Raw genomic sequence first — 18,002 nt, forward strand, 5'->3', positions numbered from 1 at the left:
TCGTATTTGTGGACTTGGGTAGTGCGTAAGTCCACATTTGCGCGCGCGTTACCTCGTATTTGTGGACTTGTGGCGTGTGTAAGTACACAAATGCGCGCACCTTACCTGGCGATTGGAGTGGGGTTGCTGGTGATGTTATAAAAAACTGCACCGCAAATTTACCGATTTAAATCAAACCAGTAAAAGCGGTGCAGCTTTTTATTTGGTTAGTTGCGCTTTGTTAGTTGCGCCTTTTATTTGCGCTTTTTCTTGCGAACAATAACCGTGATTGCGGCTCCGGCTGCGGCAGCAAGTGCGGCTATTGCGCCAACTGCAGCAACGGTGGCTCCAGTCTTGCTTAGCTTAGATTTCGCAATCTTTCCGGAAGAGTGTTGCGCAGGACGTTTAGCGCCGTTAGCGCCGTTAGCAGCGCCAGCATTTCCGCCAGCAGCACCTGTAGCAGCGCCAGCATTATTTCCAGCGCTAGCTCCAGACTTATTTTCTGCTTGCGTGCCACTTTGAGCGTTTTCGTTTCCTTGCTCGTCCTGTTTGCTCAAGTTGCCTTGGTTTTGTTGATTTCCGTTTCCGCTATCGTCGCCATGGTATCCACCATTATTTTCGATTGCGTCATACGGGAATCTGCCATTGCCCGGAACACCCGGAACGCCCGGAACGCCAGAAACACCTGGAATATTCCATATTGTTGAATCCGGAGTTGGCAGCAAATCTGGCCACTGCGATTGCGGATGATCTGGTTCCTCTCCATGTTTGTTATTCGGATCAGTTCCGGTCGTACCCGTCGCGTCGCTCGAAGTTTCCTCGCCCTTCTTCGATTTCGCAGTAACTTCAGTATTATCCTTCACTTTATTTGCTGGAATTGTAACAATACCGGTTTGCGGATCAACTGTTACGCCGTCCGGAACTTTTCCGTCAAACGTCCACTTGCCTTCCGCGTCCTTCTTTATCTTGATTGTGACGCGAGGAGTCTTGTTTCCTGAGGTTCCGTTACCAGTTGTTCCGTTACCGTCGGTTCCGTTACCTGTGGTGTTATCTCCAGGGGTTGCGTTTCCTGGCGTATTTCCTGGGTTATTTCCTGGCTCTTGCGAATCAGGCTGTAATCCAGGCACCAATTCTTCAAGTGAAGGTATTTCAGTTTCACCAACTCCAGAGAATGTTTCCTCATTTTCTGGAATAAAGGTAATTTCCATGGAATCCGCGCCAGCTGGAGGAGTGACGGTTGCAGAACCCTGCTCTTCGCCATTGTGCGGAGTTACAACAAGCGGCTTATCCGTTGGGATTGGGCTTGGCGTTGGCTCCGGTTCCGGCGTTGGGGTAGGCGTTGGAGTTGGAGTTGGAGTTGGATTCTTCTTTTCGCCAACTTTAGCAGTTACTTCTCCTGATTTGCTATTGCCAGTCTTATCGCTACTGTCTTCCGAATGCGCAGTAATAGTGCTACCGTGCTTAATCTTGTTTGCTGGAATCGTAACAACGCCAGTTTGCGGATCAACAGTTACGCCTTCTGGTTTATTATTATCGTCAATCTTCCACTCACGATTATCGCCTTTAGCAACAACAGTAATCGTTGAGGTTGTTGTGCTGCCTTCTGGAGTGTAGGTAATTACAACCTTGTTCACGCGAGTATCTGTGAGATCCGGCGTCACGCTAGCGCCACCATCGGTTGGAGTGTCAATATTTGGTTTAGCAATATTTCCACCGACAGTAATATTTACGCTATCGCCCGTCTTTGCACCGTTACCCGTGCCGTTGGTTGGCGTGAGGGTGATGATGGTGCCAGGCTTTTGCTTATCGATAGTAATAGTGAAGTTGCCATCATCGCCAGCTTTTACTGGATCACCAATCTGATTTCCATCTTTGCTGGCAGTTACCGTTGCGCCTGGAAGCGTCTTTCCAGTGATGATTTGCTTATTAGAATCATCACTCTTAGGTGCAATATTCTGATTACTAATCTGCGGAGTCTTAAAGCCGGTTACAGCAGTAGCAGGATCAGACGGTTTGTCCGTATTATCCTTAGCTACAGCGGTGATTGTGCTGCCGTCTTCCAAGTCTTTGGCTGGAATCGTGACAGTGCCAGTTTTCCCATCAACTTCTACGCCATCCGGATGATCTCCGTCAATCTGCCAATTTCCATTATTATCCTTCTTAACAACAATCGTGCGAACTGGCTGCTCTGAACCGTTAAGCGGATTTGGCTTAGCATTGATTTCAATCTTCACAACTGATGCGCTGCCGGTTGGAGGAGTGACAGTTACGTTTCCGTCGTTCTTATCATCGCTGGTTGGAACTTTAATCGTCGGCCTTTGCGGTTTATCAGCGACGGTTACAGTAGTTTCATCACCATTAACTTTATCCTTGCTTGGAACGAGCTTGAGATCTGTGCCAGGCTCCTTCTTATCGATTTCGATAGTGAAGTTGCCGTCTTCTTTGTTGGCAGTTCCAGTACCAACAGTATTACCATTATTGTCTTTGACAGTTACGGTGTTTCCTGGCTGAGTTTTACCAGTAATAGTTGTCTTATTAGAATCTGGCTTATTCTCAGCTTTACCGTCGTTGATAAATGGCTTGTTTTGTGCCACAACATTTATTTTTACTGGTACGTTCACAGGAGTTGTAATACCTGGAATAGTTACAACAACAGTGCCAGTTGATTTTCCAGTATTAGTAGTGTTTGGCTTGCCATTTTCTTTCCACTCGAACTTAGTGTCTTGTGGGAAGTCGCCATTATTGGCAATCATGTCTTTTGGATTAGGAACATTGCCGTTTTGTGGCACGCTCACCGTCTTGTCTTTTGGATTTGGCACAACAAGCACGTTGACTTGAATGTCAATATCTGGCTCGCCTGGCACTTTAACAGTCACAACGCCTGGCTGGTTGCCAGTCTTTGATGTGTCAGGCTTTGTCTTCCAAGAAATATTGGCATTCTTAGGTAGATCCTTATGATTCTTAATAACATCCTCTGGCTGAAGAGTGGTGCCAGTTGTGTCACTGCTCTTCTTTTGCAACACAGTTATGTCTTTTCCTTCAGGCGATGCTGTAACAGTAATTGTTACAGGCACTTCTTGAGGATCTTGCCCTGGAATCTTTACAATCACAGTGCCGTTAGTGGTGCCTGGCTTGTCGGTCTTTGGAGCAGAACCTTTCTTCCACTCGAAGGTGGTTCCATTAGGCAACGTATCGTTGTCTTTAATGCTGTTCTTAGGATCTGGATCGCTGTTCTGAATAACGGAGGTGTCCTGCGCTTCAGGCTTTTTAGTCACATTGACTGTTACAGAAACATCACTTGTGTAACCAGTAGTGCCATTTACACCTGGAACAGTGACGGTTATTGTGCCGGTCTTCGTACCAGAATCTGTAGTACTTGGTCCATTGCCCTTCCAAGTGAACGTAGTGCCCTTAGGGAACTTATCCTTATTGTCAGAATCCTTAATAACATCCTTAGCTTCTGGCAGTGTGCCATTTTGTGGAACGTTCACAACCTTAGCTTCTGGCTTTGGCAAAACGTTCACCGTTACAGGCACTTCCACAGGCTTTTGGCCTGGAATAGTAACAATAATCTTGCCATTCTTCGTGCCAGGATTCTTGGTATCCGGTGTATCTTCCTTACTCCACTCGAACTTAGTGCCTTGTGGGTACTTGTTCTTATCGGTGGAATCATTAATTACATCTTCAGGCTTTGGCAAATCCTTACCTTGCGGCACGTTGACTTCAGATGCGGTTGGATCAACAACGTTCACAGTCACTGGCACTTCCTGAGAAGGTTGATCTGGAACTGTTACAACAACAATGCCTGACTTGTTTCCTTCCGCAGAAGTATTTGGCTTGCCAGTTTCACTGCCGTTCTCTTTCTTCCACTCGAAGGTGGTTCCCTCAGGGAACTTATCCTTATTGGAAATCATATCTTCTGGCTTAGGTTCAACGCCCTTTGGCACAGTCACACCAGTTTTCGCTTCTGGCGTTGGAGCATTGATAATTACAGGCACGTTGATCACGGTTGTTGATTTATCCGGATACTTAACCGTTACAGGCACCTCAAACTTGCCAGCCTTATCTCCAGTAGGAATCTGAGCCTTATCACTATCAGCAATAGAGTAAGTTGGTTGAGTTCCGCCTTTTGGCCAATTAGGAATCGTAACCTTACTTGTAATTTCGTTATCTTTAGGCTTTCCGCTGTCGATATTCCTTTCAAGTGGTTCAGCTTGTGGAGTATGCGTATTCGCATCCGCATCCTTAACAACCACATGAACATTTACAGTGTCACTAGTTCCATCTGGGTAAGTAACAGTAACCGGCACGTCGCTTTCACCTGGAGTATTCGTATCTGGAAGCTTTTTTCCAGATACTACAGTCTTATCCGGTTGCTTTTTGCCGGTTGGATAATTAGGCACACTTACTTGACCAGTAATATCGTCATTGCTAATCGTTTCGCCGTGCTTCTTCGTAAGAGTTTTAGCGGTTGGTTCGTAAGAGTCAGAATCCTTATTCAAGATTGTAACGTTTACATCCACATCTTCGCTTGTTTTGTCCGGATAAGTTACTGTTACAGGTACGGTGTAAGATCCAGGGTTTGACTTTTCCCCTGGAATATTATTCTTGTCCTTTACTGTGTAAGAGATTTTAGTTGCATCTCCAACAAAGTTTGGAACCTTCACCTTACCAATAATTTCATCCTCTTTAATAGTTGAGCCGTAAGATTTTTCTAGTGTAGAAGCCGTTGGTGTGTAAACATCTTTGTCGGTATCCCTAACTACCACTGGAACTTCAAGAACAACTTCTGAACCATCTGGGTATGTAACTTTAACAGGTACGTTAGTTGTGCCAGTCTTATCTGTAGTTGGAAGAGGATCGTTTGGATTTACAAGCTTTACTGTTGTTCCTGTTGGAGCAGGCTTGTCCTTAACTGTAGAAGTCTTTACAGCACCAGTGATATCCGCAGCAGTAATCTCATCGCCACGGTTTTTCTTAACTTCGCTTGCGCTTGGTGCGTAAGTCTTAGTATCAGGATCTCCAGTATTAACTTTTACTGTAACGTGAGACTTAGAGCCATCAGGATACACAATATTAACGTTAATATTTACGTCGCCAGGAGTTGTACCATTTGGAATATCGCTAACGTTTTCAACAGTTACGGTTGGTTTAGGTTTACTGCTGTCAAAAGTAACGTGCTTCTTTACTTCAGCTTCATTAGACTTTTCGCCATACTTTTTCGTTATATCAGTAACATTTGGCTTATTTGTTTCGCTTTGTGGCTTGCCAATGTTTACCTTAACAACTGTATGATCCGTTGATCCATCACCATAGGTGATGGTTACAGGAACAGTAAAATCGCCAGCCTTAGTTCCGTCTGGAATATTACTTGGGTTGTCAATAGTAACGTTCGCGCCATCAGGACGTGCTATCTCTTTGCCCTGCTTATTTTTGCCAAAGCTAACACCATTACCAGTGCCAACACCAGTAATCTTCTTGGATATGTCATTATTTGGCGTCGAGTTGTAATCAAACGTAAGCGTATTGCCTTGTGGGTTGTAGCTCTTGCTCTGCGGATCGCCAATCTTAACTTTTACTGTGGCATATCCAACAGAGTTATCGCTATACGTTATTTTTACAGGAACTTCATATTTGCCAGGTTCAGTTCCTCTAGGAATCTTGGTTTTGTCGGAAATCTCAATTGTTGTCTTTCCTGTAGGAGCAGTGCTATTAGGCCAAGATATTCCGCCGCCATTAGAAGTGCTTGTTATAGAATCTTCTATTTGCTTCTTAGTAGAGCCGTAAGGTTTATCAACCTCGTTTGTAGTAGGTTTATAAGTCTTACTCATTGGCTCTTGGATGGTAATAGGCACTTCGACTTCTGTTGTAGAACCATCTGGGTAAGTCACAATAGCTGTTATTGTGGAGTTTCCAGGAGTGCTTCCATCTGGTAAAGTTTGGTCAGCTTTTACAGAAACTACTGGTTTCTTAGTTTTGTCTTTATTTGTATAGTCAGTTGTTACTGCTTTCTTTATATCATCTTCTGTTACTCTTCTACCGCTTTGTTTCGTAATACGGGTAGCAGTTGCAGTGTGCTCTTCTGCGCTCGTATACACAGCAATCTGAATAGGTAGTTCAGATTCATTACCAGCCTCGTCTGTTACAGTAACAGTACGGCTCCAATATTGTTCCTTTGCTTCGTCGGTTGGTGCTGTGCCAGTTATATGCACAATAGCAGGGTTTTTAACACTGTGGTTGTTTGCATTGTCAACTGTTAACTTAGTTTCAGTAATTCCGCAGTCAGTTACATTGTCATTCAAACTTGCGCCGACTATTTTGCCGGTGTTGTCGTGAACTTTCAGTGTAAGATCAAACTTCTCACCGCGATGAACTTTCAGTAAGTAATGATCTTTGCTTCCATGTTTTGCTGTTCCTAAATCAGGCTTTTCAATAACAGGCTTAATAGTATCCGTAACAGTAAGCTTCGGCGAAACGTCTACGTGAGAACCGTCTGGGAACGTTATGCGAATTGTAGCAGTTGTATCTTTGCCAGGCTTATTCCAATCTGGTTCTTTAACCCAAGAATACGTGGTACCAGTTGGCAAATCTTTCTTGCTAGTTTCCGAGATACCATCTTCAGCCTTTGGGTGATTATTATTGTTGCCATCTTCAGGAATGTTATGAGTTATATCCTTTGGAGTAATCTTGCCGAATTTATCTGCTTGATTGTGCACAATAAAGCGAATTGGGAAGTTCGTTTGATTTCCAGAGCCATCAACTGCTACAAGAGTCCTAGAGTACGCTCCGGCAGCCGTGCCATTCGGCACATTTCCTGCAATCTTTATAGCTCGAGGATCTTGTTCGGAACCAGTGCCTTTCTTTGACTCAAAATCAGATGAAGACAAGCCTGTTAATAAACTATTAATCTTCAAATCTGTAACTTTGCCACTGTTGTCTGTTGCTGTTATTTTCAGTTCGCACTTGTCACCGTGGTACGTGTCAATCTTTGTGTAGTCTACTTTACCTTCAGTAATATTTTCGGTTACTTCAGTCCAAGTGTTACCAGGGCCTTTCTTGTACACCTTTATTACTGGTTTTACTTTATCTTGAACTGTTACAGCTACATCAATATCCTTAGGTTCTCCTCCAGGAATGCTGACTCTTACTTTGCCTTTCTTTTCATTTCCAGTTGAGTTGGTTTCAGGTTTAGTAACCCAAGTGTATGTTGTTCCTGAAGGAACATTCTTGCTGTTCTCAAATATCTTCTTAGCGTCATCCTCAGTAAGTTCATGACCTAAGTCAACGGTAATAGGATTTTTCTTCAGTTCGTAAGGTTGCTTAACTGTTAGCTTAACTTCCTTCTCAGTTGTGTTTCCAGCAGCATCGGTAACTGAGAACTTAAGTTTGTGTTCTCCAACTTCATTTGCTTTCATGCCGAGTATCGTAATTTTTACTTTGCGATGTTTAGCATTATCTTTCGTTTCTTGGTATTCGATCTTCAAACGTGAAAAATCACCATTTACAAGATTTGCTAGAGGAGCTGCAATATTGAAGTCGTCAATTTTAATATCATCTGTTGCTTCAAGCTCAAAGCTTAAATTTTCTCCAACTTTTGCAGTTGCGTCGTTTGCTGTAAGTGTTGGAGCTTGTTTATCTTCTGTAGCTTGATGGTTTTCACTTCTATCGGAAGATAAATTGAAGATTTTTATATGTTTATCCTGATGATTGTTGTATGAACTGTTTGTAACTGCATACACATTTCCTTCAGGTATGCCACCAGCTACAGTAATAGTTGCTTTACCGTCTTTGATTTCGGCAGTAGAGCCAATTTCGTTATTGTTGGCATCGTATAAGGTAACCTTGTTTGTGGCACCTGGTATAAACCCAGTGCCGACGTTTACTACTACTTTCTGGTTTTGAATTTTTGCGCGACCGTTCAAATCCGTTTCAATAACAGGCTTTTGTGGCTTAACGTTAAATGTTACAGTGGTGTCTTTGCGGCTACCGTCTGTGTAATGCACTCTGGCAGTGTTATCAAACCTGCCAATTGTGCTGGAATTAGGTGTTCCGCCGTACCATTCTACTGTTTTCGGCTTAACTTTATTGTCAGAATTATTTTCGAGTGTTATGTAATCGCTTGGTTGTTTAAGTTTATCTCCAACGGTTACATTGTTCTCGCTACCTTTTGGTGCGTGCTCAAAAGCAAGTGGCTTTTTAACTGTTACAGGAATGTCTACTGTATGACTGGATCCATCTGCATATGTAATCTTTGCTGTAACTTTTAGTTTATTTTTAGAACGTTTGAAATGGCCTTCGGACAGTTTTGTACTTGGTAGCTTCTTGACAAAAGTTATTGTACCATTTCCAGCATTGTTTTTTATCTGCTTCGTGAGCATATCGTCAGTAAGCGTCTTCCCCCAATCAACAGTAAGCTCCTCGGCTGTTGGGGAAGGATACTTCTGGTTCAGGTTCTTAAGATGTACAGTGACATTCTTTTTTGCTGTGTTGCCAGAAGCGTCAGTTGCAGAAACAGTAATCGTGTAGTCGGAGTTTACTGGATTATTGTTTTCATCCTTATGCTCAAACTTAACGTCTTTAATTTCGTGTTTGTAAGGATTCTTTTCAGTCGCGTCAAAACCGTCGTTACTATTCTTATTAAAGTTTGCTTTTATGCTATCCGGGAATCCCTTTACGGAGAAATTAGTTACTTTTTCGCTATTATCGGACGTGCCGAAAGTGATATTTGGCGTCTCGCCCTGATATACGTCAATGCTGTTGTTGTCTTTATCGCCAATTTCCTTGCCGTTCAAATACAGCTTTGGAGCAATGCTATCGCTTTTTGTGCGAGGGAAGTTTTCGTCGTGAGTTCGTCCGGAAATAAAGGTGTAAGCAGAGTGAGTAGTTCTTCCATAAGAGCTTGTGTTCGCATACGTAAAAGCGTTTTGAATTTCGTCTCTGGTTACGCCTTGACGCAGTTTTACCTTGCAATGCATGCGCACTGCGTAGTCAACGTTAGTAGTTGTTATACCGATGCCGTAGTTGTATCCGCTATAAGGACTTGATCCAGGAGCTATAGCCTTCTTAATAGCGTCATCTAAATCTTTTTCATTAACATGGAAGTTGTCGGATATATCTCGTCCCCTACTTCCTCCGTTACGAACATTCAATGAATTCTTATAAGTAGAGCCTTTATAAGAATGGTCGTTGTTAAGTAAATTCTGATTGAACGATTTGTCTGCAACGTAATCAAACAAACCAATATCGTGCGAAAGATTTGCATACGTTTGAGGTGATCTGTTGTTATTGCGCTTATAGAAATCAAATCGTAAATCAGTTACGGTATCGCCTTTATATCTGCCATTGTCTAGGTCTGCAACAGCATAAGGCACTAGCCATACATATTGCTGTTTTTTTGACGATGTAAGCATGGACTTACCGTCATTGTTAAAGAACACGTCGAAGACTAGGTACTGGTCGTTTCCTTTCTTTTCAACATACGCATACATATCCGTCTTGTTCTTTAGGTTGCCGTAGTCACCCTTGTTGTAGTCATCATGACTTTCGTCAGGGTTCACGTATCCTGCATCACCATTACTATTTTGGTAACGCCAGCGCTGATACTCAAGAATATTTGGCCTATGCAGCCAAGGATTAGGATCGTCGTCTGCGCTGCGTACCTGAGACGCAAAAGCCGCAGTAGTTGGAGGAAGAAGAATATTAGAGGATGCGAGGATTGGCTGACCGCCCAAGCAGGTGGCTGCAGTAAGAACTGTGGCCAGTGTGCTCAACGACACCTTTCGCATGGTTGCATACGCAGAAGATGAATCAACGTTTTTAAACGAGTTCTCGACTTGCTCGTTTGCGTGCTTTTTGCGGTTGTTTGCCATAATAATCCGTAATCCTTTATTCTTGTGCTTCTTAATTTAACGTTCTTTAATGTGCGGCGTATATAAACTTGTGTCTAGTTCTTCTTCAAATACTAATTTCGTGTTTGTGCAAAGTATCGGTAGGCAATAAGTACGCTTATACGCATACAACGTAATATTATATCGTATTTTTATTATTTTGTCGTAATTTTTTATTGTTATATAAGTAACAATTGTAAAATTTTCTGTTTTTCGTGGGGGGGGGGGGTGTAGAAAGTATTGTTATAACGACTTATCATGCGATAAAATCAAAAATTTTGTTGCAATCTTCGTAATTTATTCACATGAAGACTAATCGCTTCAATATACGTTTGCTCTTCATACGCGATATAAGTTCCTCGGTTTTGTGGACTTGGGTTGGGTGTATGTACACAAAAGCGCGCATAGTTACTTGGTTTTGTGGACTTGCGGTGTGTGTAAGTACACAAAAGCGCGCATAGTTACTTGGTTTTGTGGACTTGGGTGGTGCGTAAGTCCACATTTGCGCGCGTAGTTCCTTGGTTTTGTGGACTTGGGTAGTGCGTATGTACACATTTGCGCGCGTGTTGTCTCGGTTTTGTGGACTTGGGTGGTGCGTATGTACACATTTGCGCGCGCGTTGCCAACTTTTTCACACATGCACTTTTGGAACCCCTGCATATAATAGTTTTTTCTCAAGCTTTCTAGGATCTACTACATCTGCAAAATCGAAACGTACAATCTTAATTGCGCCACATTCGTAAATAATTCGTTCTCTGTTACGTTCTCGTTTCACAGCATCACGATCGTATTTAAGTGCTCTGTTTTCGTTGCTAGAGTTACCATCAACAAAATTATCAGAAGATTTATGATTAATATCACAATCTAAATTTTTCCCGCATCCAATTAAATACTTATCTGTTCCATCTAATTCTCCGACTATAAGACCTTCATTAACCTTCCATGCGAAATCGACGCGCAGTGGCCATTCTGGATTATTGTTATTTGGAAATTCATATTGTAAATAAGGTTTAACAAAGCCCAATTCAAGCATTGCAGCTCTTGCCAAAGATTCCCCAGCGTTTTCGCTTTTTGGTGATGCAAAATTGCAAAGAAGGCGCAGTCGCGCAAAAATATCAGTGTCGTCAATGTTTGCAAAATAAGGGTTTTGAGATTTTTCAAGATACTGCTGGTTATAGAATGGTTGAGTATTTTGTTGATAGCGCGCAAATTTGTAAGATTCGCAACAAGTGTTGTAAATCTTCTCAAGATCAAAGCCTTTTCGACATGCTGAGTCAAAGGTTGGCAGAGCAATTCTAAATGGTTTGGTCCATGCTTCAACAAATAGAATGTTGTAGATACTAGCGGCATAATCAATTGTGCTTTCTTCCGGCGTTTTAATATGCCCGAATGTTGAAGTTTTTAGGATTTTTATAGTGCCGTTCGTTTCTTTATTAGATTCGTTAGAAGCTGATGATTGCGTGTCATTGTGCTTCTTATGATTTTCTTCGAGTCTAATTCCATTCTCATCTTCAATAATGTCTGGAAGGTGAACGCGTTTAAGCTGACGTTTTTCTATCTTTCTTGCAGTTTTCTCATTTGTTGATTCAGCAGTTCTGTTTGGATATGGGCATGACACGTATATGTTCATTTGCCTTGAGCGATTTTTGTATTCTTCAACTATGTCTAGTCCTAGTAGTGCAGCGCCAGTTTCTCCGGTATACTTCCAAGCTTTTATTTTTATTTTTCTAGTAATAGTAATAGCTATGTGTCGTACTTTATCTTTGTACCATAAGTTTTCCCAATGTGTGCGCCTTGCGTACAATCCGTAGTACGGTTCAACAAGATAGCCGGATTTTAGTTGTCTGCGCAGGGTTTTGCGTGATTCAGTGCACGATGCCATAAAGCATGAGCCTTGATTTTCTGATTCCAAAATGCTGGATAGTGTTTTACAATATTTCATTCTGATGATGTTATTTTTATGTGATTCAAGGCGCAATATATTTTTATAAATGTGGATAAAAGTTATTTTTATACGCGTTCTCCTGTTTGAGTTTACAAAGTTGTATCTTGTTGATAAAGAAATGTGATGTACTTAGATTGCAGGTGGGTGTTGCGCGCACCTTGTCTCGTGTTTGTGGACTTGGGTGGTGCGTAAGTACACAAAAGCGCGCATAGTTACTTGGTTTTGTGGACTTGGGTAGTGCGTAAGTCCACAATTGCGCGCACTTGGTCTCGGTTTTGTGGACTTGGGTTGGGTGTATGTACACATTTGCGCGCATAGTTACTTGGTTTTGTGGACTTGGGTTGTGTGTATGTACACAAAAGCGCGCATAGTTACTTGGTTTTGTGGACTTGGGTGGTGCGTAACGCTCGCACTATAAGCGCTCGCTGCTGAGCTTGCACGGAAAGTCCACTGGACTTTCCGTCTGAGCAAGCTCACGCTCCGAGTTGCTTTCGCGCGCGCAATGCAGCGCTCAAGCAGGTCGTCGCGCATTTGCGCGCACCTTACCTGGCGTTTGTAGTTGTTTTTGGGTTGTTTTGGAAGATTTGCCGGGAAAGGTGGGGCGATTGGAGTTGCGTTAAAAAGTTGCGTAAGTAGCTGTAGTATAGAAAGCAGATTTTTCTATAAATAAGATTGTTGCGGAACGAGAGAAGGCTGCTATGTTTTGTATAAATTGCGGAAATAAGATTGACGAAAATGCTAAGTTTTGCACGAAATGCGGTGCAAAAGTAAGCAATTATCAAAACCAGCAAGATAGCGCGGCTGGCAATAACAACACCAATAACACCAACGCTGTCAACGCGAACTCAAACTGCGGCAATGCAGCCGCTGTCAATGCGAACTCAAACTGCGGCAATGCAGCCGCTGTCAACGCGAACTCAAACTACGCCAACGCCGCGAACTCAAATTACGCTAATGCAAATTGCGCAAACGCTAACGCAAACTCTAACGCAAGCTACGCTAACGTAGCCAATGCCAGCGCAAACGCAAATTACTCCAACTACAACTACGCACCAGCCACCTACGCACCAGCCACCTACGCACCTGCACCAGCCACCTACACCGCTGCCACCACCTCCAAAAAAACCACCTCAAAAAACGTCATCGCAATTTCCATAAGCGCAACTCTTGCAGTCGCATTAATCCTCGCTGGAACCTTGTGGTATTTCTTGCGCGAACGCGAAGTAGTTGTTCCAAAATTTGCGGCAAGTGAAAAAATCGAGAATATTACTAAAACTCTTGCTTCCAACGGCATCAAGTCGCAAGTCGTAGATGAATTTAGCGGCAAAAAGCCTGGAAGTTTTTTGCGATACCTTAATGTAAAACCTAACTCTCGCATACCGTCTAGTTATGTTGTTAAAGTCGCTAGGTCTAAAGGCCCTGGCGTTCCAGCAAAAGGCGTTGTTGGCAAGAGTCTTAAGTCTGCAAAAAACATTCTTGAATCAATGGGCGTGCCTGTAAAAGTTCATTACGTAGTTTCATCAAAATCCGGAAAAATTTTGGCTTCAAATCCTGTTCCTGGATATTCAATAGGCAAAGAAAAAGCTATTCATATAGCTGTTGGAGATAGCACTTTAACGGGAGTGCCGACTAGTTTATTTGGCATGAATAAAGATACTGCCTACAAAAAGATGCTTAATAGCTCATACAATGTAAAGCTTCGCCCGAAGTTCTCTTCTAAAAAGTATCTTAACAAGATTGTTGGCGCATTTCCTTCGTTAGGCAGTCAACTTTCTGGCGGCGATTTAACGCTTTATTATGGTGTGGATGCGTCGCAAACAAAGAATACATTTCTGCATAAAGATCAGCCTCCTTACATGTTCGCTCAAATGAATGCTGATTCGATTGCTGGATTGTGGTGCTCAAAATCTGGTGATTGCTTAGATTTGCGCGCTCCAGATAAAGGCGATGAGTCTCATAGTAGCGTTTCGCTTTATTCTTCGGATCTTCCGTATGATCAAAATAGTTACGAAGGCTACAAAAAATCTTTTGAAGTTTGCAACATTACGCACGATCCAACGAATTGTTATTATTCAACGGATGGCAGCTCGGATAATCCTATTAAAAACCACCTTCTTTATGGAAATAGTGGCGTTGTTGAAATATACAAGTATAGGGGTGCGCCGTATTGCGGTAATAAGTTAGTTGATGATTCTATAGCTTTCTTCTGCGTTAATGGAACGGTGATTGACCAATTTAATAGGCCAGAAAGCATGATGAATTATGGAAAGCTTGAAGATATACCTGGCTATGCTAAGGGCGCAAGTTTTAGGATGGACGAGTTTCTTTTGCTTGTGCCGTTGAATGCTAAGTTAGATGCTGTAGAAAAGTCCGGTTATTTTGTTGGCAAGGGTTCTAAGCGTCCGGATATGAGTCGTCCGTTTATTTTGCGGCGAAATCCGAAGTTGTATAAAAATACGAAGGTTGATGTGACTAATAAGCATTGGAGCGTAAATTATAATCCGTTTGTGCCTACTATGTTTAATAAGCCTGTGAAGTTTGCGCCTGCTCCGGATGATGATAATGCGTATTATCTTGTGGAACAGCCTTTCGACTGGTCTTCGATTCCTGACGAATCGTTGTGATTTCTAAGAAAGACGGTTTGAATGATTGCAGGACTCGGCCATGATGTGGTGAATGTTTCGCAATTTGCTGAGCAAATGAGTGTAAGCAAGGGTTGGCGTGCGCTATTTTCTGCGCGCGAGCTTCGGCAGTGCAGTTTGCGTGCGGAGAATAAGCGTGATGATGAAGCTTTGCATGTTGCGGCGCGTTGGGCTGGTAAGGAAGCAGTGATTAAAGCGTGGTGTGAAGCGTTGTCGATTTGCCATACCAGTTACCCCTATACTCTTGATAACACGCCGTGGTCTGGAATTGAGATTCTTGACGATTCGCATGGTTGCCCGCGTGTGAACCTTAGTCCAGAAGTTAATAATAAAGTTTTGGAGTCTCTTTCGCGCGCGCAAAATAGCGCTAATAAAAGCGATCCGATTGAAATCCGCTGGCATATTTCGCTTACTCATGACGGATTAATTCAAAATCACACTGCAATTGCATCTGCTGTTGCGATATTAGAAATTTTATAAACGTGACTTTCGTATACACTTAAATTGCAAACTTGCTCTATGTCGTAAGCTTCTGTATACTTGAACAAGTTGCTGTTTTGCGGACGTAGCTCAATGGTAGAGTCTCAGTCTTCCAAACTGATTACGCGGGTCCGATTCCCGTCGTCCGCTCCACTTTTTAATTGCGCGTATTATCCGTTATTTCGTTATTTCGCTATTTTCGTTATTTTCTACTATTTTCCCTCCATCATGCACTTGCAATATACTTGCATATCAAAGGGCGTAAAGAATTTATAGTTGATGAGGGATACGAAATTGCAAAAAGTTTCAGAAAAAGCTTCAGAGATAGTTTCGGAAAAAGTTTCAGAAAAAGTTTCAGAGATAGCTTCAGAAAAAGTTTCAGAAAAACATAACGCAATACGCAAAATATTTCCGCATGTATTTCCGTTTATAACAATATTTGTAGTAACTGGTCTTATTACAATCGCATTTTTCAGCAACTTGTACCTTGCATACAATTCGCGCGATTACGCTCAAAAACCTCTTACTCTAAGCCGCGCAATCATACCGGATTTAAGCGGCTACAACGAGCAGACTGGCGAAAAAAATAACAGCGAACATGCGCGAGTCGTCGGAAATTCCATTTCTATCCCAACTTCTGGCGCAGACGTAATATTAAGCGGAATTAACGCAAATACTAAAGCGCTAAAAATCGAATTGCAGCAAACAACTCCGGCAGCACCGGCAACTTTCGTCACCGGCACACTCGAAATAGAAGATTTCGGCATCGCGCCAAAAGCTTTCACGCTAACAGATTCTTTCCAAATGTCTACCGGAAAGCACAATACTAAAGTTCTTCGCTTCGAAAGCCACGGTGCTGCTTACAAAGCAAAGCTGCATTTTAATCAAACCGGCGCGCCTTTTACGCTTAAAGCAGTTACAGCAAATCCGCCTTTTGCGCTGCACATAAACTTTGCAATGTGGGCAATACTTTTCGTTGCAAGTTCGCTTATATTCCTCGTATACAAGAAAAAATGGTATTTGCTTAATTACGACCGCCACAATCTTGCGCAAAATATAATTTTTTGGGTTGCGTGCGCAATTCTTATGGGATTCTCGCTATACCTGTGCTTTATTGTGTACCGCGGCCACGGAATTCGCGTTCCATTCCCGTCCGACTTATATGATCGCGTTAACGGCAATCCCTACACCGAGCAGCTTAAAGCTTGGAAATCAAACTCTTTGGCTTTGCTACAGCAGCCGCCTAAGGAATTAGTCGAATCTGCGAACCCGTTTAGCTGGGGCGAGCGCATGTATTTGGGCTCTAAAGGATTATCCATACCTTGGGATGTTGTTTTACACAATAATCACTACTACTGCTACTTTGGCATCGTGCCATTCCTGCTCACTTACTTGCCTTTTAATCTGCTTTTTCCACACGCAGTTCCTTCCGCAATATTAGTTGTTACAGTATTTGCGGTTGCTATTATTCCGTCTATGTTCGCGCTTCTTAAAGAAGTTGTTGAATTCTTTGCAATACGCGCTAATTACTGCCTGTTCCTGCTTACTGCGGTTGCGTTCCCATTTGGTTGCTTAATTTTCTACTTGCAATCTTCGGCATCTCTTTACTACATGCCACTTCTTAGCGCAATACTGTTTGGAATTTTATTCGTATATGCTTCTCTTAAAGCTGTGCGACTTCACACAACTCATCCGCGTGCGCAGTATGCGCTTTTTGCGCTCGCAGGCGTAAGTCTTGCTTTACAATGCGGATCTAGGCCAAACGCGTGCATTCCGGTTGTTGCTTTTATAGCGCCTTTGTTTATTGCGTTACTTTTTGACGCAAAGCGTAGCATTGTAAATCGCGTTGCTGCGGCTTTGAGTTTCCTTGTGCCGGCAATTGCAGGCGTAGCTGGGATTTTAACTTATAATTACTTGCGTTTTAAGTCTTTCTTTAATTTTGGAAATGAAGAGCAGCTTACGAATTTCGATTTGCGATTTAATAGCAAATCTTTCGATCCTACTAAAATTCGCGATATTATTCTTAATTATTTCTTAAAACCTTTTAATATTTCGGAAAATTTCCCGTATATTTCTATACCTTGGGCAAATAATCAAGGCTACGGAAATTCTTTCTACACGCATATGATTTTCGGTCTTATGATGATTCCGCTTTTCTGGTGGCTGTTTATGATGCGACGCAAGTTTATGCAAAAAATTGAGTATATTATGACAGTTACCGGATTAGTTGCGTCCTTCTTGCTGCTATATGTTAACTACTGCTTAGGCGGCAATTTGTACCGTTACTATTGCGATTCGATTATTATATTTATTTTGATTGCAATAATGAGTATGCTTCATAGGTCTGCGCCTTGCGTAAAAGATGATTTTGCAACTTTAGAAAAAGATTCTGCAAAAGCTTGCAATATTGCAGGGGAGTCTTCGCTGCGATTGTACATTCCGGCTGTGCTTTGCGCGACGCTAACTATTGTAATAGTCGGGTTACTAGTATTTAGTAACCATACTGAGCCGTCGGCAGATATACAAAACGTGAATCCTGATTTATTCCTTAAGTGGAGTGATTTATTTACGATTGGGCGCTGATTTAGTAGTGATTGATTTCGTATCACTAATTGCATAGTTTGTATTGCAATTCGTTTGATGTTGCGCGAGTTTTGGGGGATTTCTCTCCTCGTACGTTCCCGTCCTTCGTCGCTCTAGCTGTTAAAGACTTTACTGTCTGCTTTGTTCTTTAAAGAACGTAGCTTCCTCAGTCCTCTTTTAGTACTCGTAGAGAAATCCCCCAAACTCTGCGTGTTTAATCGCTAATAACCGTGCCTTATCGCAGAGATTTTTCGATTTTTCTTCTTCGCTCGGCTTGTCAGCAGCCTTCGGCTCTGACGTCCGCCTTCGTTCAGTGCGAAAAATCTCAAATCTCTACCACACTAATATCTATGCTACTAAATAACGAAGCAATTAATATGTAAAATAAACTATAAAAATAGATAGTTGCACCCACCCGCAGCTTAATTTTTCGACTTTAGTTGCACTTAGTAAACCACGCACTTTTCGTAACTTTCTGCACGAGTC

Annotated in this window: 5 protein-coding genes and 1 tRNA gene; 4 read left to right on the forward strand and 2 right to left on the reverse strand. The window is 42.4% G+C overall.

Features of this window, described 5'->3' with window-relative positions; all coding sequences use genetic code 11:
• Window positions 1-233: 233 nt before the first annotated feature.
• Window positions 234-9,848 (reverse strand): Rib/alpha-like domain-containing protein, encoded by a 9,615-nt coding sequence (locus ACTJLE_RS03415; RefSeq protein WP_481267432.1) that lies wholly within the window; start codon window positions 9,846-9,848, stop codon window positions 234-236.
• 649 nt (window positions 9,849-10,497) lie between these two features.
• A complete protein-coding gene (locus ACTJLE_RS03420) occupies window positions 10,498-11,778 on the reverse strand; it encodes a hypothetical protein (protein WP_481267433.1) in 1,281 nt (426 codons plus the stop codon).
• Between the two features lie 731 nt (window positions 11,779-12,509).
• On the opposite strand from ACTJLE_RS03420, the gene ACTJLE_RS03425 reads away from it, so the two are divergent.
• From ACTJLE_RS03425 to ACTJLE_RS03440, 4 genes are all read left to right on the forward strand, one after another.
• Window positions 12,510-14,435: a PASTA domain-containing protein gene (locus ACTJLE_RS03425; protein ID WP_481267434.1), complete on the forward strand. Its 1,926-nt coding sequence runs from the start codon at window positions 12,510-12,512 to the stop codon at window positions 14,433-14,435.
• A 21-nt stretch (window positions 14,436-14,456) separates the two neighbouring features.
• Window positions 14,457-14,933, forward strand: a complete 477-nt coding sequence (locus ACTJLE_RS03430; RefSeq protein ID WP_481267435.1) for a holo-ACP synthase — start codon at window positions 14,457-14,459, stop codon at window positions 14,931-14,933.
• 79 nt (window positions 14,934-15,012) lie between these two features.
• Window positions 15,013-15,086: transfer RNA gene (locus ACTJLE_RS03435), tRNA-Gly, on the forward strand.
• Between the two features lie 126 nt (window positions 15,087-15,212).
• Window positions 15,213-17,516: a hypothetical protein gene (locus tag ACTJLE_RS03440; protein WP_481267436.1), complete on the forward strand. Its 2,304-nt coding sequence runs from the start codon at window positions 15,213-15,215 to the stop codon at window positions 17,514-17,516.
• Window positions 17,517-18,002: the final 486 nt, after the last annotated feature.

The organism is Gardnerella sp. CCPDSM, from assembly GCF_056754715.1.